The sequence below is a fragment of the Gordonia sp. ALPHA1B1 genome (genome assembly GCF_005502615.1).
GTDB lineage: Bacteria > Actinomycetota > Actinomycetes > Mycobacteriales > Mycobacteriaceae > Gordonia > Gordonia hongkongensis.
Map to the genome: position 1 here is coordinate 12,231 of NZ_SCOC01000015.1, position 19,850 is coordinate 32,080.

General features: G+C 68.3%; 17 protein-coding genes. 12 read left to right on the forward strand and 5 right to left on the reverse strand.

The genetic code is table 11. From position 1 onward, the window contains the following. Positions 1-5 precede the first annotated feature (5 nt). On the forward strand, positions 6-3,419 hold the full coding sequence (gene lysX, locus FFS52_RS12115; protein WP_137809840.1) for a bifunctional lysylphosphatidylglycerol synthetase/lysine--tRNA ligase LysX: 3,414 nt from the start codon (positions 6-8) through the stop codon (positions 3,417-3,419). A gap of 219 nt (positions 3,420-3,638) precedes the next feature. Continuing rightward, entirely contained in the window at positions 3,639-4,097 is a 459-nt protein-coding gene (locus tag FFS52_RS12120) for a hypothetical protein (protein WP_137809841.1), read from the forward strand. A gap of 118 nt (positions 4,098-4,215) precedes the next feature. On the opposite strand, the gene FFS52_RS12125 is transcribed toward FFS52_RS12120, so the two are convergent. Continuing rightward, entirely contained in the window at positions 4,216-5,148 is a 933-nt protein-coding gene (locus tag FFS52_RS12125; protein WP_249356575.1) for an MBL fold metallo-hydrolase, read from the reverse strand. A 376-nt stretch (positions 5,149-5,524) separates the two neighbouring features. Between FFS52_RS12125 and sigK the strand changes: the two genes are divergently transcribed. The 6 genes from sigK to FFS52_RS12160 all read left to right on the forward strand — a co-directional run bounded on the left by sigK (position 5,525) and on the right by FFS52_RS12160 (position 11,802). Beyond that, complete coding sequence (gene sigK / locus FFS52_RS12130) at positions 5,525-6,139, forward strand: ECF RNA polymerase sigma factor SigK (RefSeq protein WP_137809842.1); 615 nt, start codon at positions 5,525-5,527, stop codon at positions 6,137-6,139. 67 nt (positions 6,140-6,206) lie between these two features. Continuing rightward, complete coding sequence (locus FFS52_RS12135) at positions 6,207-7,115, forward strand: alpha/beta hydrolase (protein WP_137809843.1); 909 nt, start codon at positions 6,207-6,209, stop codon at positions 7,113-7,115. Between the two features lie 34 nt (positions 7,116-7,149). Then, positions 7,150-7,644 carry a ribonuclease E activity regulator RraA gene (gene rraA, locus FFS52_RS12140; RefSeq protein ID WP_078111901.1) on the forward strand — a complete coding sequence of 165 codons (495 nt, stop codon included), beginning with the start codon at positions 7,150-7,152 and terminating at the stop codon, positions 7,642-7,644. A 67-nt stretch (positions 7,645-7,711) separates the two neighbouring features. After that, complete coding sequence (locus tag FFS52_RS12145) at positions 7,712-9,265, forward strand: succinic semialdehyde dehydrogenase (protein ID WP_137809844.1); 1,554 nt, start codon at positions 7,712-7,714, stop codon at positions 9,263-9,265. Positions 9,266-9,610: 345 nt separating this feature from the next. After that, positions 9,611-10,768 carry a PQQ-dependent sugar dehydrogenase gene (locus tag FFS52_RS12150; protein ID WP_247450880.1) on the forward strand — a complete coding sequence of 386 codons (1,158 nt, stop codon included), beginning with the start codon at positions 9,611-9,613 and terminating at the stop codon, positions 10,766-10,768. Positions 10,769-10,899: 131 nt separating this feature from the next. Further along, positions 10,900-11,802 carry an alpha/beta fold hydrolase gene (locus FFS52_RS12160; RefSeq protein ID WP_137809846.1) on the forward strand — a complete coding sequence of 301 codons (903 nt, stop codon included), beginning with the start codon at positions 10,900-10,902 and terminating at the stop codon, positions 11,800-11,802. On the opposite strand, the gene FFS52_RS12165 is transcribed toward FFS52_RS12160, so the two are convergent. Both FFS52_RS12165 and FFS52_RS12170 read right to left on the reverse strand, forming a co-directional pair. Further along, positions 11,782-12,441 (reverse strand): hypothetical protein, encoded by a 660-nt coding sequence (locus FFS52_RS12165; RefSeq protein ID WP_137809847.1) that lies wholly within the window; start codon positions 12,439-12,441, stop codon positions 11,782-11,784. The two genes, FFS52_RS12160 and FFS52_RS12165, sit on opposite strands and share 21 nt — an antisense overlap. A gap of 208 nt (positions 12,442-12,649) precedes the next feature. After that, positions 12,650-13,342, reverse strand: a complete 693-nt coding sequence (locus tag FFS52_RS12170; protein WP_065631292.1) for a DUF6474 family protein — start codon at positions 13,340-13,342, stop codon at positions 12,650-12,652. Positions 13,343-13,569: 227 nt separating this feature from the next. Between FFS52_RS12170 and FFS52_RS12175 the strand changes: the two genes are divergently transcribed. After that, the gene (locus FFS52_RS12175; RefSeq protein WP_058253705.1) at positions 13,570-15,222 is read left to right on the forward strand and encodes a TM0106 family RecB-like putative nuclease; all 1,653 of its coding nucleotides are present in this window, start codon (positions 13,570-13,572) and stop codon (positions 15,220-15,222) included. 44 nt (positions 15,223-15,266) lie between these two features. On the opposite strand, the gene FFS52_RS23685 is transcribed toward FFS52_RS12175, so the two are convergent. Then, positions 15,267-16,196 (reverse strand): hypothetical protein, encoded by a 930-nt coding sequence (locus FFS52_RS23685; protein ID WP_171011619.1) that lies wholly within the window; start codon positions 16,194-16,196, stop codon positions 15,267-15,269. A gap of 293 nt (positions 16,197-16,489) precedes the next feature. On the opposite strand from FFS52_RS23685, the gene FFS52_RS12190 reads away from it, so the two are divergent. From FFS52_RS12190 to FFS52_RS12200, 3 genes are all read left to right on the forward strand, one after another. Then, on the forward strand, positions 16,490-17,065 hold the full coding sequence (locus FFS52_RS12190; protein WP_058253707.1) for a helix-turn-helix transcriptional regulator: 576 nt from the start codon (positions 16,490-16,492) through the stop codon (positions 17,063-17,065). A gap of 124 nt (positions 17,066-17,189) precedes the next feature. Then, complete coding sequence (locus FFS52_RS12195) at positions 17,190-17,702, forward strand: hypothetical protein (protein ID WP_058253708.1); 513 nt, start codon at positions 17,190-17,192, stop codon at positions 17,700-17,702. A 42-nt stretch (positions 17,703-17,744) separates the two neighbouring features. Further along, a complete protein-coding gene (locus FFS52_RS12200; protein ID WP_137809850.1) occupies positions 17,745-18,920 on the forward strand; it encodes an MAB_1171c family putative transporter in 1,176 nt (391 codons plus the stop codon). Between the two features lie 61 nt (positions 18,921-18,981). Here the strand turns inward: FFS52_RS12200 and FFS52_RS12205 are convergent, their stop codons facing one another. Next, positions 18,982-19,743 (reverse strand): SDR family NAD(P)-dependent oxidoreductase, encoded by a 762-nt coding sequence (locus FFS52_RS12205; protein ID WP_137809851.1) that lies wholly within the window; start codon positions 19,741-19,743, stop codon positions 18,982-18,984. Between the last annotated feature and the right edge of the window lie 107 nt (positions 19,744-19,850).

Consider the following 19,850-nt stretch of genomic DNA (forward strand, 5'->3'; position numbering starts at 1 on the left):
TACGCATGGCCACCGACACCCCCCTCGCGCCGGTCGACCCCGAGAATCCCGGCGAGCACCGCGACGTGGGACCGCGGACGCCCACCGCGGCCGACCGCAGGTCCCACGCGCTGCTCGACAAGATCCGACGGCCCTCCGGGTTCGGGTCCCGAGCCCCGCACATCGCCGGCACGATCGTCGGTGTCCTGGCGGCAATCGCGTTGCTGTCCAGCCTCTTCCCGGCGATCCGGCATCTGATCCACGACCCCCGCCGCTACGTCGACGACTACATCATCACCCTCCCCGACACCAGCTTCGCCTGGGCGTTCGTGCTCGCCCTCATCGCCGTCGCGCTCTCGGCCCGCAAGCGGATCGCCTGGTGGATCAGCGTCATCTACCTGATCCTGTTCATGGCGACCAACGCGTTCTATCTCGTGCCGTCGCTGGCCGACGACCTGGGCGTGACGCGGTGGGACCGCACGAACATCTACCTCGGACTGTTCATCGACGCGCTTGCCCTGATGTTCCTGCTGTCGACGTACCGTCAGTTCTACACACGGGTCCGCAAAGGCGCCGTCCTGGCGGCGTTCGGCACCCTGATCGCCGGACTGGCGATCGCGACCCTGCTGGGCTGGGCCTTGGTGTGGGCGTTCCCGCACACGCTGACCCGAGGCGACCGGTTGCCGTACGCGTTCAACCGGGTCGTGGCGTTCGGCGCCATCGACCAGGATGCCTCGTTCGACGGTCGGCACACCCACCTGTTCGTCAACGGCCTGCTGGGACTGTTCGGCGCCCTGGCGCTGATCGCCGCGGCCGTCGTGCTGTTCCGGTCGCAACGGCTGCGCTGGCTCATCACCGCCGAGGACGAGGCCCTCATCCGGGCGCTGATCACGCGGTTCAACGACGACGATTCGCTGGCGTACTTCTCGACCCGCCGCGACAAGGCCGTCGTGTTCTCGCCCGATGGTCGGGCAGCGATCACCTACCGGGTGGAGGTAGGCGTCGGACTGGCGGGCGGTGACCCGATCGGCGATCCGGAGTCGTGGCCGGATGCCATCGCCGAATTCCTCACCCTGTGCGAGAAGTACGGGTGGCACCCGGCGTCAATGGGGTCGAGCCCGCGCGGCGCGGCCGCCTTCGACGCCGCCGGTTTCGTCTCGCTCAACATCGGCGACGAGGCCATCCTGCACACGCGCGAGTTCAGTCTCAGTGGGCCGGCCATGAAGGCGGTGCGCCAGGCCGTGACCCGGACCCGTCGTGCCGGGGTCGGTGTCCGTATCCGACGGCACAACGAGATCGGCGACACCGAGATGGCGAAGATCGTCGCGCGCGCCGACGACTGGCGCGACACCGACGAGGAACGCGGCTTCGCGATGGCGCTCTCGCGCATCGGCGATCCCGCGGACGGCGACTGCCTCCTGGTCGAGGCCGTGATGGACGAGGGCACCCCCGACGAGCGGGTCGTCGGCATGCTGTCCTTCGTGCCGTGGGGGCGTCGTGGTGTCTCGCTCGACCTGATGCGTCGTGACCGGCACGGGCCCAACGGCGTCGTGGAGACCATGGTCGCCGAATTGTGCCGCAACTCCGAGCAATTGGGTATCACCGAGGTCTCGCTGAACTTCGCCGCGTTCCGGGCGTTCTTCGAGCAGGGTCCCCAGATTGGGGCCGGGCCCGTGATGCGGATGGGCTACTCGATCCTCATGTTCGGCTCGCGGTTCTTCCAGATGGAGTCGCTGTACAAGTCGAATGCGAAGTATCTGCCGGACTGGCAGTCGCGCTACCTGTGCTTCGAGGACAGCCGGATCCTGCCCCGGGTGGGCCTCGCCGCGATCGTGACCGAGGGTTTCATCACGTTGCCGCGCTTCGGACGGGCCAAGCACTACACGCAGGGGCCGCCGTCGATCCCGCCCGGTGTCAACGCGCCCGCGCTCATCGCCGAGCTCGACGCCGAGGCAGCCACACCCGAGGGTGCGGTCGTCCACCGGCCGGAACAGGTGCGCGTCCGACTCGAGAAGATGGACCGGCTCGTCGAGCGCGGCTTCGATCCGTACCCGCCGGCCGATCAACCCACTCATACGATCGCGGCGGCCAAGGCCGAGCCCGAGGGAACCGTCGTCACCGTCGCCGGGCGCGTGACGCGACTTCGGGACTTCGGCAAGGTGGTGTTCGCCGACGTCCACGACTGGTCCGGCGAGGTGCAGGTGCTGGTCGAGGATTCCCGGATCATCCCGGGCACACCCGATTTCGGTACCGACGTCGACCTCGGGGATCTGATCCAGGCCCGCGGCGTCGTCGGCACGAGTCGTAAGGGCGAGCTGTCGATCCTGATCGATGCCTGGCGGATCAACGGCAAATGCCTGCGCCCGCTGCCCGACAAGTGGGCCGGTCTCACCGATCCGGAAGCGCGTGTCCGGCAGCGCTATGTCGACCTCGCCATCAACGAGCAGACGCGCAAGTCGCTGGCGACCCGCAGTCTCGTGGTGAAGTCGTTGCGTGACTTCCTCGGCGCTCGTGGCTTTCTCGAGGTCGAGACACCGATCCTGCAGCAGATCCACGGCGGCGCGAACGCCACCCCGTTCCAGACGCACATCAACGCCTACAACCTCGACCTGTATCTGCGGATCGCCCCGGAGCTCTACCTCAAGCGACTGTGTGTCGGAGGTGTCGAGAAGGTCTTCGAGATCGGCCGCAACTTCCGCAACGAGGGTGTCGACTTCAGCCACAACCCCGAGTTCACGAGTCTGGAAGCCTATGAGGCGCACAGTGATTACCTCAAGATGCTCGACCTGACGCGCGAGATGATCCAGTACGCGGCGACGGCGGCCTACGGGGAACCGGTCATCGTGCGCACCGATGCCGACGGAAACGAAGAGCGCGTCGACATCTCCGGGGAGTGGCCGGTCAAGACCGTTCATCAGGTGGTCTCGGAGGGCGCGGAGCAGGAGATCACGCCGGAGACCTCCGTCGAGGAGTTGCGCGCGGTGTGTGACCGCCTGGAAATCAATCACCGGCCCGACTGGGACGCCGGGCAGATCGTCCTGGAACTGTACGAGCACCTCGGCGAGGATCGCACCACCTTCCCGACCTTCTACACCGACTTCCCGACGTCGACGTCGCCCCTCACGCGCGCACACCGGAGCAAGCCGGGCGTCGCCGAGCGGTGGGACCTCGTCGCCTGGGGCGTCGAACTCGGTACGGCTTACACCGAACTCACCGATCCGGTGGAGCAGCGGGCACGCCTCACCGAACAGTCGATCCTGGCTGCCGACGGTGATCCCGAGGCCATGGAACTCGACGAGGACTTCCTGCAGGCACTGGAATACGCGATGCCGCCGACCGGAGGTCTGGGGGTCGGTGTCGACCGGGTGGTCATGCTCATCACCGGACAGTCGATCCGCGAGTCGCTCGCGTTCCCGCTGGCGAAACCGCAGGACGCCTGAGGCGCCTTGGCGCCTTGGGCTCCTGTGTGATGAGCGTTCCTAAGCGTGATGTACACCATCCTCAATCTGTGCGACGCTGAAGACGCTGTGCAGCGCAACTTGTCTCATGAATAGCTGACCTGGAGGCTCAGAGAGATGAAAAGTGCGCGGAGAGTTGTCGTTTCGATCGCCGCGTCGGCCGTGATGCTGACGGGGTCGGGTGTGGGACTCTACGGCGGTGTGGCCGGGGCGGCACCCATTGGCGAGGGTCACGGCCTGAGTACCCCTGCGGGAGCGGGTTTCAGCTCGTTCCCGACGATTTATCAGAACTGGTTCTGGCCCAACATCGGTGTCCGTATGGAGTTCAATACGCTCTTCAATGCGGCGCAGACGCGTGACATCGCGCGTACCGGGATCGTGCCGGCTCTTGCCGGAACGGATCTGCCGTACAGCGGGATCGGCAGGTGGCTCGATGGAGGGGAACTCCAGAAACTCGTAATGACCGGTGGGTGTTTCGCGGTCGGCATCCGGCGGACCGAGGTGCTGTCTCCGGTGACGAAAAAGAAGGTCGCGTGGGCCGTCCAGACCTACCGCACTCCCGGGAACACGCCCCGAGATGTCGCGGCCGTCTGCGAAACCGGCGGGGACAACGGAGGCGGCGGGGACAATCGAGGCGGGGATTCGAATCAGGGCCTCTGATTCTGATCCGGCCACCGCTCGCCGAAACCCTCCTGACCCGAGGTGGCAGTTGAGGTGTCGCACGGGACAGGTCCATGCGTGTGACTTCTTCACGTGTGAGCCCGGCCCCCAGTTCACCTCAGCCGCAGAGTGCTCCGACGGCGTCATGGTCGTGGGTGGGGATCACGCGCACGGTGTGGCGGGCCAGGTGGAGGCGGTGCAGCGTCGCGAACGCCGCGTCGCGGTCGTCGTCGACGAATTCGCCCGGGATGCTCGGCTTCTGGCGCAGGCGCGCCACCTGCTCGAAGTGCCAGGCCGCATCGCCGGCGAGCAGGACCGGGCCGGAGCACGTGCGGGCCAGGACGCCGACGCTCCCGGGGGTGTGCCCGCCGAGGTCGACGACGACCACGGAGCCGTCGCCGAACAGGTCGTGGCTCGCGACGAATGTGGACACGGGCGGGCCGTCGAGTTCGTAGTCGAGGATCGGTCGGCCGTCGGTCAGAGCCGCCCGCACCCCGCCGACCGGTGGTCGCGTGCCCGCCAGTATCCATTCGCGTTCGGGCCGAGGTAGCCACACCGGCAGGCCGGGCAGGTCCAGCAGGCCGCACACGTGATCCCAGTGAGCGTGCGTCGGCAGGGCGAAGTCGGGGGAGCGGTGCAGCGGCCGCAGCTCGAGACCGTCGGCGGTGCTGACCGTCGACCGCGGCGGGGTGATCAGCGGGCGCAAGATCGTCGGCAATTCGGGCAGGACGCGGTGATGGGCGTCGCGGCAGAAGCCGGGATCGACCAAAAACGTGGCCTCGGGGTGCTCGACCACGAAGGTCGTCATCGCCGACGACGCGCGACGCAGGGTACGAGCTCCCTCGACGAGGCCGGCGAGCGGTACCCGTCGGGCGACCTGGGGCAGGGCGCGCACCCGGACCGTCACCTCGCCGTCGGGGAGGCCGGCGTCCTCGATCGCGTCGATGAGTCGCCGATCCGGTGGGCGCGGTCGAAATGCGCCCCGCACGGCGAGCGCACCCGTACGCACCATCTCGGCCGGCGCCGGCCCCGGCTGGCGGAAGGTGGCCACCGCGTATTACTACCCCGACGGCCGGGTGCCCGCGCCGTTTCGGGGCAAGCGGAAGTCATGTGTAGTTCACCGAGGAGAGGTTTTGGGTACCACTCCGCCGTCGTTGAATGGTCCTGGCCCCGCGGAGGGCCTGCTGTCCTCCCAACGGGCTACAACGGAACACAATGTGTAACGACGCGCTAGGGTCCAACGACCTACTCATCGACCCCCGACGTCTGACGAGAGGTACCGGAATGGTTGTCGAAGAGTTCGTACACCAGGACCGTCGGGCGGGCCGTCGCTGACATGCACCCGACCCTCAACTGGTTCGCGGCGACTCTCAGACAGCCGCTGAGTTTTCCCGTGCCTCGTCCTCGACCCGGCAGCACCTGAACCCGTGGCGCCGAGGGAGAGCGACGCCACCGCGAATGCGGATGATGGGGGCGGGGGAGAATCGCAGGTCCTGCGCGACCTGCTGGCTCTGGTGGCCGCAGGGGACCGAGCGGCATTCACGCGCTTCTACGACCTGACCAGTTCGCGGATCTACGGTTTGGCCGTCCGGGTGGTGCGTGATCGGCACTACGCCGAGGAGATCGTCCAGGAGGCATACCTGCAGTACTGGCAGCGGGCCGCCGACTACGACCCGACCCGCGGATCGGTGATCACGTGGATGATGACGATCGCGCACCGGCGCGCCGTCGACCGGGTCCGTACCGAGGACATGCAGACCGAGCGGTTGTCGGAGTACGGCGTCCGGGCCGCCGAACCCGAGATGACGCAGGATCTTCCGCTCGAAGCGGTGCTGCGGTCGGTGGAGGTGAGCGCAGTGCACACCTGCCTCGGACATCTCACGGAACTGCAACGAGGAAGCCTCGAGATGTCGTACTTCGGAGGACTCACCTATCCCGAGGTGGCGGCGCGCACCGACACGCCCCTGCCCACCACGAAATCCCGTATCCGGGACGGCCTGAGACGGCTGCGGAGCTGCCTGGACGCGCAGGACGACCGCTGACGGATCGGCGGTGAGCGCGTCGTGCCGTCCGGCGACGCCGCGCCATCCGCGCGGGCACACTGGACGGGTGCACGAGACGACACCCGACGCGGGTCTGGATTCACCCGGTGAGTTCGTGACGGTCGGGGAGCATCGGCTCCACGTGCTCGACGAGGGGGCGGGTCCGCCGCTGCTGCTCATGGCGGCGCTCGGGAGCAACTGGTTCGACCTCGATCCGCTTGTCGCGCGGCTCGTCTCGTCGTGGCGGGTCGTGCGGTACGACCGCCCGGGTTACGGGCTGTCCGATCCCATCGGTCGGCGTCACCATCCGTCGCTGCTGGGCGAGGTGGAGCGGATGGCCGCGGTGCTCGACGCTCGGGGTATCACCGAACCGGTTGTCGTCGTGGGGCATTCGCTGGCGTCGCTGTATGTGGAGGCGTTCGCACGCCGATATCCCGAGCGGACCGCGGGCGTCGTCATCCTCGACGGATCGTTCGTCCTGGTGCCGTGGCGGATCGTTCCGCTGTCGTTCCGGGTGGGCAACGCCCATCGGGTGGTCGGTGCGGCGCGCGCGGTGACGAGCCGCGTCGGGATTCGTCGCTGGCCCAGTTTCCAGGTGTGGAGCCGCGTCGTGCCCGCGCCACCGGAGGGTCGAGGCGAGCAGCAGCGCCGATGGAGTACGCGCGTCTTCGGGCAGCCGCCCTACCTCCTGGCCCTTCTCGTCGAGAACGCCGCCTTCGGATCGATGAACCAGACGTTGCGGAGTCTGCGACGGTCCGAGCCGATGCCGGACGTCCCGGTGATCGTCGTCGTGGCGTCGTCCAGGCTCCCGGGGTGGCGCCACTTCTGGGAATGGAAGCAGCGACGGTACGCCGACGTGCTCGGTGCCCGCGAGATCGCGGTACTCCCGAGGGCGCGGCACTTCCTCGTGTCGGAGCGCCCGGACGACGTCGCCGAGATCATCGGCGGGGTGCGGCCCATCCCTACCCGCGAGTAACCAGCTACTTGCGGTTACACCTAAACTGTTCGGCATGAGCGAGCTGACCTTCACCCCGACGGCCGACCTCGTCGACGACATCGGCGCCGACGTCCGAAGCTGCGACACCCAGTTCACGCAGTTCGGCGGAAACCGGGAGTTCGTCGGACGGGTGTCGACGGTCAAGTGCTTCCAGGACAACGCCCTGCTGAAGTCGGTTCTGGGTGAATCCAACCCCGGCGGGGTGCTCGTCGTCGACGGCGACGCGTCGGTCCACACCGCACTGGTCGGAGACCTCATCGCCGAGCTCGGCCGCTCCAACGGCTGGGTGGGGATCATCGTCAACGGCGCCATCCGCGACGCCAAGACCATCGGCGGGATGGCGATCGGGGTCAAGGCCCTGGGTACCAACCCGCGCAAGTCGACCAAGACCGGCGCCGGTGAACGCGACGTCCCGCTGACCATCGGCGGCGAGACCTTCACCCCCGGCGACATCGTCTACTCCGACGACGACGGCATCGTGCTCGTCGCCGCTGGAGACAACCAGTAGAGCCCCGACCGCAGACCACGATCCACATCGAAGACCGGACACCCGCACAGCGCTGAGGAGCACCGCCATGCCGAAGCCCACCGCCGACTATTTCGCTCGCCTGGGTGCGCTCGTCGCCATCGACGACGCCGCGAGTCGTCCCACGCGCCCCGTCCTCGAGGCGTTCAGCGGGACGGAGATGGCGACCATCCCGGTCGCCACCGCCGACGATCTCGAGGTGGCGGTCGCTCGGGCCCGCCAGGCGCAGGAGGGATGGGCGGCCCGCACGCCGGCCGACCGCGCCGCGATCATCGACCGCTTCTCCGACCTGGTCCACCGCAACGCGGCGTCGCTGATGGACATCGCGCAGGCCGAGACCGGCAAGGCGCGCATCTACGCGCAAGAAGAGGTCATCGACGTCTCGATCACCGCGCGGCACTACGCGACGAACGGGCCCAAGCTGCTGGCCGATCGCAAGGTCAAGGGCATGCTGCCGGGCGCGACCAGCGTGCGCGTGCGGTACCTGCCCAAGGGTGTGGTCGGCATCATCAGCCCGTGGAACTACCCGCTGACACTGGCCGTGTCCGATGCGGTGGCCGCCCTGATCGCCGGCAACGGCGTCGTGATCAAACCCGACAGCCAGACGCCGTACTGCGCGCTGGCCCTGGCCGAGTTGCTGTATGAGGCGGGTCTGCCGCGTGAGCTGTACGCCGTGGTGCCCGGACCGGGAAGCGTTGTCGGGCAAGCAATCATGGCCAGCACCGACTACGTGATGTTCACCGGCTCCTCGGAGACCGGGGCCACCCTCGCCGAACAGGCCGGGCGTCGGCTCATCGGCTTCTCGGCCGAACTCGGCGGCAAGAACCCGATGGTCGTCACCGCGAGCGCCGACATCGCCAACGCCGTGCGCGGCGCGGCGCGCGCGTCGTACTCCAACTCCGGGCAGCTGTGCATCTCGATCGAACGGATCTACGTCGACAAGAAGATCGCCGACGACTTCGCCGAGCGGTTCGCTGCGTATGTCTCCACGATGAAGCTGTCGGCCTCCTACGATTTCAGCGCCGACATGGGTTCGCTGGCCTCGGCCGCGCAGATCGACACCGCCGAAGCACACGTCGAGGACGCGGTCGCCAAGGGCGCGAAGGTGCTCGCCGGCGGCAAGCGTCGCGCGGACCTGGGCCCCTTCTTCTTCGAGCCGACGGTCCTCACCGACGTCACCGACGACATGGTGTGTTTCGCGAACGAGACCTTCGGACCGGTCGTCTCGATCTACCCGGTGGACTCCACCGACGAGGCGATCAAGCTCGCCAACGACACCGACTACGGTCTCAACGCCAGCGTCTTCGCCGGTAGCAGCGCCGAGGCGCAGCAGGTCGCCGAACAACTGCGCGCCGGGACGGTGAACATCAACGAGGGTTACGCCGCCGCATGGGCGTCGACGGCGGCCCCGATGGGCGGCATGGGCATCTCCGGCATGGGACGCCGCCACGGTGACGAGGGCCTCCTGAAGTACACCGAGCCGCAGACCATCGCCGAGCAGCGTTTCATCGGCATCGATCGCATGCCGGTGGTCCCGACGAGCATCTACCGCGCCATCACGCCGACCGCCGTCCGCGCGTTGAAGTACCTGCCGGGGCGGTAAAAGAGTTCACACTCTGCTTCGTTCGGGAGCGGGATGACTCGTTCCCTCGACGGGCGTCGAGTAGGACGAATCTCCGTCCACCTCAGGGTGTGGGAAGGGCAGATCGCCCTTCGACCTCGCTCACAGGGACGCAAATTCCTCACCTCGGACGGCGTCGCCACCACCCGGTCGCTCCGGTCGGGCCGCGACGTCTCCATCTGGCGTGCCTCGGGAGCACGATTTCGCTGATCGAGACGCCCGATGTCCTGCCCCGTCGGTGTGAGCGTGGTTACGGTAGGCCTCGTGACCCGAACACGTCATGGACGCAGAAAATCCGTCCGATCACCGGCCCGTGGGCTTGCGACGATGACCGCGTCCGCGGCCGTCGTGGCTGGGTTGTTCATCGCCGGCCCGGCGGCTCATGCTCGAGTGCCGCTGCAGGTCACTGCTGTGACTGGCGGGATGACCATCCCCTGGGGTGTAGTTGTTGCACCCGACGGCACCGTGCTTTCCGGTGAGCGCGCGGGGCGGTTTGTTGCGGTGCGCCCCGGTGGAAAACGTGTGAACGTCAGAGCAGATCTGTCGAAGATCTTCGCGGTCCACGAGGCGGGCCTCATGGGGCTCGCCATCGACCAACGGTTCTCGGACAACCGGCGTGTGTATTCGTGTCAAGCGGAGTACACGGTGCCCGGCGCCTTTGTCGTGCCGGAACCTCTTGGCGGCGCACCTCTTCCGGCCCCACAGACTGGTCAGACCATCAAGGTGGTGTCGTGGCGGGTGAGTGCGGACTGGACGCAGATGATCCGTGAACGGACGGTCCTCGGTGGAATCCCCGTGACGTCCTCCGGCAGTCGTGCCGGATGCGGCCTATCCGCTACCGCCGACAGCCTCTGGGTCGGTACCGGCGACACAGGCACACCATCCGTTGCCCAGGACCGGAAGTCGCTGGGCGGCAAAGTTTTACACATCAAATTCGACGGTACGCCCGCTCCGGGAAACCCGAACCCGCGCAGCCCGATCTACAGCCTCGGGCATCGCAACGTACAGGGCGTGGCGGTCCAGCCCGGCACGGGTCGCGTGTACGCCATCGAGCAGGGCACGAGCCGCGACGACGAGCTGAACCGCATCGTCGCCGGGGGCAACTACGGTTATAAGCCCGATCGCACACCGATCATCTACGACGAATCGGTGCCGATGACCGATCCGGTACGGGTCCCCGGCGCGATCGGTCCGGTCTGGAGTTCGGGCAACGAGACGATCGCTCTGCCCGGAATCGCATTCCTGCCCGAAACCGGTTGGGGCGCATACAACGGCGGCGTCGTGCTGACGGCGCTCAAGGGCAAACGACTGGTGTTCCTTAAGCTCTCTGACGACGGACGCCACGTGGTGTCGCGAACCGAGGCCCTGAAGGACGAGCATGGTCGCCTGCGCGGGGTGACCGTTGCGCCCGACGGCTCGCTGATCCTGACAACCAGCGACGGCGAAGGCGCAGACCGCATCCTGCGGGTGCGCTGGGACGGCTGAGCAATGTGCGACAACTTGGCCGTCGGACACGCAATCGACCGTGATCGTCGGCGCACCGAAGTTCGCCGGTGGTACCGGCGGTCCGGCGCGCGTGATCGCCATGGTGTGAATCGGACACAGAAAGGTCATCGATGACGACGCGCATCACCCGGTTCGACCGCGGACCCCACACCTTCGACGTCACCGACGAAGGTCCGATCGACGGTGAACCGATCGTGCTGTTGCACGGGTTCCCCCAGCGGGCCTCGTGCTGGGAACTGGTCGCGGAAATCTTGCACGACAACGGGTTCAGGACCCTCGCACCGGACCAGCGTGGGTACTCGCCCGGTGCTCGCCCCGCACGCCGACGGGACTACGTGCAGAGCGAACTGACCGCGGACGTGCTCGCCCTGCTCGACGCCGCAGGCCTCGAACGAGCCCACGTCGTCGGCCACGACTGGGGCGCACTCGTCGGGTGGGCGGTCGCCGCGCACCATCCCGAGCGGGTGAAAACGCTGACCGCCCTGTCTGTTCCGCACCCAGGGGCGTTCCTGCGCTCGATGCGCCACGGACAGATCTTCCGGTCCTGGTACATGGCCGCCTTCCAGATTCCGGTCCTGCCCGAGAAGTTCCTCGGCTGGGCGATGCGAACACAACCGGACTTCGGGGAGCGGATGGGACTTCCGCAACCGTTCGCGTCGCGGATCGCCCGTGAGATCGGTGACTACGGCGCCCTTCCCGGCGCGCTGGGTTGGTATCGCGCGATGCCGCTCCCCGACAAGCGATCCGCGCCCCGGCGGGTCCGCGTCCCGACCACGTTCGTGTGGGGCGACGCGGACCCGGCGATCGGCGAGGAGGCGGCCCGCCTGTGTTCGGGGTGGGTCGACGCGAAGTACGAGTTCATCGCGTTGCGCGGTGCCGACCATTGGCTGCCCGAAGCGCACGCCGACGACGTTGTCGCCGCGGTTCTCGACCGGGTCGGCGATCTCGCCCCGGCGAACGGGTCGACCACCGCCCCGTCGGCGGCGGGACCGTCAGCGCAGGACTCGGCGTAACACGACGAAGACGATCAGCGCGACCACAGCTGCGAGCCCGGCATACGCGGGCGTGAGATTGGTGGTCGGGGGTTCGGTGGGCGAACCCGATCGCAACTGCGCGAAAGTCGCACGGGCGGCGTCTGATTCGGCGACCACATCGACCGGCGGGTGCGCGGGCGTGGGATCGGCGGGCGCGGGGGCCGAGGACGCGGTCGGGGCCGGCTTCGGGGAGTGCGTCACCGGCGGCTCGGGGGGCGACGCCGGGGTCGTGGCCGACGACACCTGAGGCGCTTCGGGTTCCGGGGTCGGAGTCGGCGGATCCACTGGCTCCGGGGCGGGCGGCGCCGACTTCGGCGGCGCCTTCTTGGCAGGTGCCTTCTTGGCTGCCGACTTCTTCGCCGGTGCGGCCCCGGCGGCCTTTTTCGCGGGGCTCTTCTTGGCCGGCGCCTTTTTCGCGGGGCTCTTCTTCGCCGCCTTCTTCGGCGGGAGCTTGTCGCCGCCGGATTCGGCGGCCGCCGTCTCCGGCGAGGCCTTCTTCGCTACCGGCGCGTCGGGTACGGAGGCGGACTCTTCCGGTGCGGCAATCGGGAACAGCGCCTGCTCGTCTTGGTTCGACTCACCGGCGGACGGCGTGGCGTTCGGATCCGGCTCGGTCATACGGCGCTCCCTCGCAAGTGTCCGGCAGGCGCCCGGCAACTGCTGCGCCGCGCGACACGTTCGCACCCATCCTAATGGTGTGCCCCGGAACCGGGCACCGGCGACCGGATCCCGCAGCCTGTTTCCACACGTACCGCTGATCGCTCGCCGATCTCACCCAAGCGGCCGCCGCCCACCGGCGCGGCGAGGACCCGGCTCGGACCGTGGGTCAGGAACGGACCCCGAGCCGTGCGAGGATGTCGGCGTCGACGGCTTCGAGTTCGTCGGCGATGGACTTGTGGGCGGTGCGGCGCTGACCGGCCGACATCGTCTCGGCGGTCTGCACCGCGACGTCCAGATTGTCGAGGCGCTTGGTCATCGCCGCGACGAAATCCGTGGAGTCGGAGCTGGTGTCCTGCGCGACGACCTTCTCCAGTGCCGTACGGGTGGTCGCGATCCGCGCGGACAGGGTCGCTCCGTGACCGCTGAACTGGCGCAACACCTCCGGTGAGACCCCCGCGCGGTTCGCCTGCAGTGTGGAGAGCTGTTCGCGTCCGGCGACCGCGGCCCGGTAGACGACGGGTGCGGCGATCGGTGCCACGAGCCGGGCGACGGTGAGGTAGCGCTTCACGCTGGCCGGGCTGAGAGCCTTCGCGTCGGCCGCGGCCTGCGCCTCGACGGCGAACTTCTTCGCCTCGGCCTTGCTCACCTTCGTCTGGGACTTGGCGAGCTGCTTGGCGGTCTTGCGCTCGGCCTTCATCTCCTTCTGGAAGTACTTGTGCTCGTTCTTGCGCCGGGCCTTTTGTTCCTTGCGCCGCGACTTGGCGTCGAACTTGGCCTCCAGCTTGGCTTTCGCCTTGAGAGCCTTGGCCTCTGCCTTGCGCTGAGCACGAGTCGTACCGTCGGAGGAGAACAATCCCATCGAATGCCCTTTCGCTGCTGCCGAGAAGACCGCAGTGGACCCCCGGCCTGCTCTCGTTCCGCTCCCGGCGCCGGTGTCGACCGGCTCGCTCGATCGCGTCCGGCGCCGCACTTCGTGGCCCCGCTCGCTTCGCTCCCGACGTCAGGCGCGCGTGATAACAAGTACAAGCATGACATGTGGTTGTATCCGACCACGTGTCCGTCCGTTCGAGCCCGGAAAGGGATGGCGTGGTCCCTGTCGTGTTGTCGCCGCGCGACCTCGCCGGTTGCGAGCACCGGGTCGCCCTCGATTTCGCGCACGACAGACGTCCCGCCGACGAACCCGATCCGCCTGGCGTGCAGCGCCGCAAGGAGGCCGCGGCCGACCATCGGGCGGCGATCCGCGAGCTGCTCCGGGGGGTACACAGCGATCAGCCGGGCGCGTTCGTGGTCGTCGACGCCGATGCGAGCACCGCTGAGCGCGTCGCGGCCACGCTGCGTGCCTGCGACGCCGGGGCGTCGTGGATCTGGAACGCGACCCTGCCGACCGACCGGGAGCACGGGCGCCGTGGCCATTCCGAACTGCTGGTGCGGGTCGGGGACGGTTACACACCCGTCATCGTCGTCAACCACCGGGTCAGCCAGCCGGCGAAATCGACGCCGGAACCGGACGGGCGCGCGCCCAGCCTGGTGACCAGTCCGTTCTGGATGTGGGCACCGAGCCCCGACCCGTATCGGACCGGCCGGCCGAACCGACGGGACAACCTCCGGCTGGCTCATCTCACCGCCATGCTCGTGGAGATCGGCAGGGCGTCGTCGACCGACACGACAGAGTTGCGCGGCGGCGTGATCGGCGTGGACGCGGACTGCATCGTCGTCCTGGACACCGGGGCGATGCTCGAGGACTACTCGGCGATCCTCGAGCATCGGCTCGCGGTCGCGGGTGGGCAGGTCCCCACCGAGCCCCGCCGGATCAGCGAATGCCGTTCGTGCCCGTGGTGGGTGCGCTGCGGACCGGAGCTCGAGGAGAAGCGCGACGTCAGTCTCGTGGCGAGCGGCAACCAGGGTTCGGTCCTGATTGATGCCGGGATCACGACGATCGACGAACTGGCCGCACAGCGCGGGGCCCCACCGGAGGGCTGGCCGGGAGGCGTCCGGTTCGGCGACGCGATCATCAACGCGATCGCCTGGCTCACCGGCACCGAGCTCGTCCGGCGCGTCGACTCGCCGCGGGTCCACCGCGCCGACATCGAGATCGACGTCGACATGGAGAGCTACGGCGAGCACGGGGCGTATCTGTGGGGGACACTGCGCACCGACACCACCGACTCGTCCGCGCCCGTCGAGTACCGCCCGTTCGTCACCTGGGACCCGCTGCCCACGCGCGACGAAGCGCGGTCGTTCGCCGAGTTCTGGGGATGGCTCATGGCCGAACGCGCCGCCGCCCGCGAGGCCGGGAAGACGTTCGCGGCCTACTGCTACTCCCAGCAGGCGGAGAACCGATGGCTGCTGGGGTCGGCCGACCGCTTCGCCGGCGAGCCGGGCATCCCGGCGCGCGCCGAGGTCCAGGCCTTCATCGCATCGTCGGAATGGGTGGACATCTACGAGGCGGTCGGCGAGAACTTCATCTGCCCGCGGGGCAAGGGCTTGAAACGAGTGGCGCCGGTCGCGGGGTTCTCGTGGCGCGACGACGACGCGAGCGGCGAGGCGTCGATGGAGTGGTACCGGGCGGCTGTCGCGCTCGGGGGCGGGCGCCCCGACGACGGGCAGCGCCGGCGACTTCTCGAATACAACGAAGACGATGTCCGTGCCACAAAAGTGTTGCGCGAGTGGATGACCGACGGCGCGGCCGCGCAGGTGCCGCACGAGCGGGATCTGCTCGACCGGTTCCGGGCGAGCTGACGACCTCAGCCGAACCGTTGGGTCGAACGTCTCGCCGCCGCGTCTCAGGGACGCATCGAGCGCAACGAGTCGAGGAACGACCCGCTGCCGAGCAGGGCGACGGCGCCGAGCAGCAACAGTGCTCCCGGCGCCACGCCGAGGACGAACTTCCGCACCGACGTCAACGTCGAGTCCTCCGGCACACCGGTCGAGGCCTGCGGCGGATCGACCGGCGGACCCGCGGCACCCGCAACCGTCTGCGAGGTGTCGGTGCCGTCGGCTTCGACGCCGGTGTCGGGCTGTGGAGAACGACGATCGGTGTCCGGCCCGCTGCCGGAGCCGGAGTCCGGAGTCGGCCCGGTCGAACCACCTCCACCAGGCGGGGCGACCGTCGGTACGTCGGTGACGGCCGGACCGGTGTTCGCGGGGACCCCGGCCAGGTCGGACTCGCTCACATCGCCATCGGACGCCGAGGGAGCGTCCTCCTCCCGGCGGATGCCGCGGGACGGGTCGTCACCGTCGCCATCGCGCCCGGACGTGGTTTCGCGCCCGGACGTCGACGGATCCGGATCGCCGGTACAGGTCGTGGTCGTGGTCTCGCTCGTCGTGTCCGACGTCCCTGGCATGGGCGACGATCCACAACCGCAGCCCGTGGGATGGGACGGTGCGGAGGACTCGTCCGTGGTCTCGGGGTCCGTGGTTTCGGGTTCGGTCGTCTCGGGGTCATCGGTTGCCGAGCCCGCGGGTGTGTCGGTGTCGGTGTCGTCGACCTCGTCCGTGTCATCGGGATCGCTGTCGGAGTCGGAGTCGGAGTCGGAGTCGGAGTGGGCGTCACCGGCCCAGTCCGCGCCTGGCGCATCGGGGCCGGGTGGGGCTGTCGAGGCCACCCCGGGCGCGACGACGGTGAAGAGAATCGCGGCGAGAGCGATCAGAAGGACGGCGAGACCACGCGGCTTGGCACGGGCGCCGCGGGGGGTCGGGAGACGGTGGCTCATCGTTCGTCAGGCGTACAGTCGAGGGGGTGAAACATCGTCGCTGACACCATGCGGCGGATCGACGCGCACCGCGGGCCGAACCCGAATGTTCATCTGACGGATCCGCGTCGGCAACCCATGACCCCCATGAATGTGAAGAACGCCACACTATCGATCGTTACACCATCTTTACAGGTGATACGCGCAGAGCGCGGCGGTCCGGTACTTTCTGATCGTACCGATCGTTGCAACGGCCGTGTACAGCGGGCTTTAATGCTTGCAAATTCAAATTTTGCGTTTCGGAGAAGATTGTCATGACTTCAGGAGGGGCGGAGAAGCCTATGGGCGACACCGGACGCACCGACTCCGATCGTTCGAGGACGACGGACGCGGATGCTCTTGACCCCGGGCTGTTCGCCCGGCGGCTCGAGGAACTGTTCCGGACGGTTCCTGGTCCGAACGGTAGGGCGTACAGCGCGAAGGCGATCGCGGCGCGATCGACCGAGCGGGGGTTCCGACTCGGCGAGTCGTATCTGAGCCAACTGCGATCGGGGAAGGCCAAGTCTCCCTCGTTCCGCACGGTGGAGGGCATCGCGGCCGCTTTCGGGGTCGACGTGCACTACTTTCTCGAGGATCGGGCCGCGCAGCGTACCCGCGACGAGATCGATCTGATGCGGTTGCAGGCCGACACGAACGTCCAGCTGGCGGCCTTCCGCCTGGCCGGGTTGTCGAGTGATTCGGTCACGGTGGTGAACGAGCTGATCAAGGTGCTGCGCGAGCAGCAGGGTCTGCCCAAGGATCCGCCGGACGTGATCGCGGCCGGTCTGAGCGACACCAAGCCGTCGGCCGATTCGCGGCTTCGCGTCGTCGGAGACCACAGCGACGACTGACCGCCGGTGAGGCGTTCGCGGAGCCATTCGTTCCGGACCGAGGGGTGTCGGCCCGGACAGGCCAGCGAAGTCGATCGCTGCGGGTGGATTCCGGCGTGGTGCGCGCTCGTGATTCGATGAGCTCATGCGTCGATCCGAGCGCGCATTGCGCGCATTGTGCCGCGCCGAGCTGAAGGGGCTCGATCTCGATCTGCCCCTCGACGTGGCTCAACTCTGCGAACGGTACGGTGACCGTCGCGGTCGGCCCATCCGCTTGATCGAGCATGCCTTGCCCGCGGGGGTTCCCAACGGCATCTGGCTGGCCGCGACCGACGCGGACTACTTCTTCCACCAGGCCCACACCTCACGCTTGCACCGCAACCAGATCGTCGTCCACGAGTTCGGCCATCTGATCGCCGGCCATCAGATCCTCGGTGAGGCCTCGGCGGCGGGGATCGCCGCCCTGACGCAGGACGAGTCGGCAGCCGCGCTCCGGCGCACGTGCTACTCCGACGACGCCGAGTGGGAAGCCGAGATGCTCGCCTCGTTGATTCTCGGCTGGGCCGAGGACGCCGGCACCGGCGTCGGGAGCACCGCGTCGCACGGCGAACTGCGTGGACTCCAGAAACTGTTGGGGGGTCATCGCGGATGGCTGTGACACGCCGGTCGGTTGCGGCACCGGGAAGAATGTGAGTCCCTGTTGGGCGTGATCACTGTCGCGGGCGGGGGCCCGACGGTCAATCTGCTGGCCTCCGGGGTGGACGTCGGGATCGGCGCGGTCAACGCCGTCGCCGCGGTCGTCTTCGCCCTCGCGTTCTGTTGGCGCCTCGATCAGATCCGCCGTGCGGGATGGGGGTTGCAGCCGCTGGCGATGATGATCGCCGTGGCGGCGCTGACCCTCGCATTCGTCGTCGTCGACGACTCGGTCGCCGACGTGCTCAACGAGGTCGGTTTCACCGGCCTGTCGAGGGTGGCGTTCTACGCGCTCCTCGCGATCGGGGTCGCGGCGCTCGTGGTGGTGTTCTTCTTCCCCGGCAAGGTCACGCGCGAACGCCGGGCCGGATGGGAGGCGTTGCCCCTCGTCGTGGCACTCGTCGGGCTGCAGGTGACCATGCTGGTCATCCCGGTCGAGATCCGGACCGCGACCATCGACGAATGGACCGTCCAGAACTGGGGTTTCGCGCTGTTCATGCTGATCGCCAGCGGCTACCTCGCCTACGGCTTCGTCGCCTGCGTCAACAGCGTCCGCAAGTTCTATGCGACGGCGGACGGCTATCTCCGTGTGTCCCTTGGCCTTCTGATGACGGGTCTGACGTGTCTCGCGGTCGGCGCGGTCTGTCAGATCGTGTTCGTGATCGTGTCCGCGACGAACGTCGTTCGGTCGCCGTGGCTCCTGACGACGAATCGGGCCGTCGCCATCGTCGGCGTCGTCACGTTCCTGATGGGGATCAGCTATCCGATGGTCTACGCGCGGGTTCAGTCGGTCGCGGCCAACCGGCGTCGTCGACGCCTCGACGCCGAACTCGTGCCCCTGTGGCGACTGGTGACCGACGCGGTCCCCGAAGTGGTGCTACCGGATGCCGGCCGGCTGACACCGACCACCCGATTGCATCGGCGCGTCGTCGAGACCCGAGACGCGTTGACGCAGTTGAGTCCTCGGGTCCCGGCGGTGTTCGGGTATGCCGAACCCGAGGTGCAGGCGAGGCTGTTGCGGGCCGCCGTGGCCGGACACGATCCGCGAGAGGGTGACGGCGGTGCCGTCCGAGACCTGGCGCCGGCCGATGGCGAGGGTCTCGAAGCTGATGCCGTGCCGTTGATCAGACTGGCCCGGGCGCTCGACGCCGTGCAGTTGGTCGAGGAGCCGGCCGACCGGTGACGCGCCGGCCGGCCCTCGAACAGGCGAAGTCGCCTCAGGTGAATCCAACGAGTCGGTCGGACTAGCGCGGCGCCATCCGGATCGCGCCGTCCATGCGGATGGTCTCTCCGTTGAGGTAGTTGTGCGCGACGATGAATTCCGCCAATTGCGCGTACTCGTCGGGCTCGCCGAGACGTTGCGGAAACGGGATGCCCTCGGCGAGGGTCTTCTGGAACTCGGGGGTGACACCAGCCAGCATCGGCGTGCTGATGGTGCCGGGGGCGATGGTGCACACGCGCACGCCGACGCGTGCGAGGTCGCGAGCCGCCGAGATGGTCATCGCGTGCACACCACCCTTCGACGCCGCGTAGGCGATCTGACCGATCTGGCCTTCGAACGCGGCCACCGATGCGGTGTTGATGATGACGCCGCGCTGACCGTCGCCGTCGATGGTGGACTCTTCCTGCATGCGGTTGGCGGCCAGTCGCATGACGTTGAAGGTGCCGACCAGGTTGATGTCGATGACCTTGCGGAAGAGGTCGAGCTCGTGCGGTCCCTTCTTGCCGAGTATCCGTGCGGCCCAGCCGACGCCGGCGCAGTTGACCGCGACGCGCAGCGGTGTCCCGGACTCGGCGATGGTGTCGATGACGGCCTGGACCTGGGTCTCGTCGGTGACGTCGGCCGCGACCAGCGTGACTCCGTCGGTGGGCGCGGCCTTGTCGATCGAGGCCTGCAGGTCGAGGCCGAAGACCTGGGCGCCGGCTGCGGCGAAACGCCGTGCGGTGGCCGCACCGAGGCCGGAGGCCCCGCCGGTGACCAGTACGGAAGCGCCTGAAACGTCCATGTGTGAGGTGATCCTTTCGCGGTACCCGACCCGTTCTCCTGCCGGCCGCGCCGCCGTCGTCGGCGACGCCGCTCCGGCTCGTGCTGCGGTTTCACGATAGTCAGACG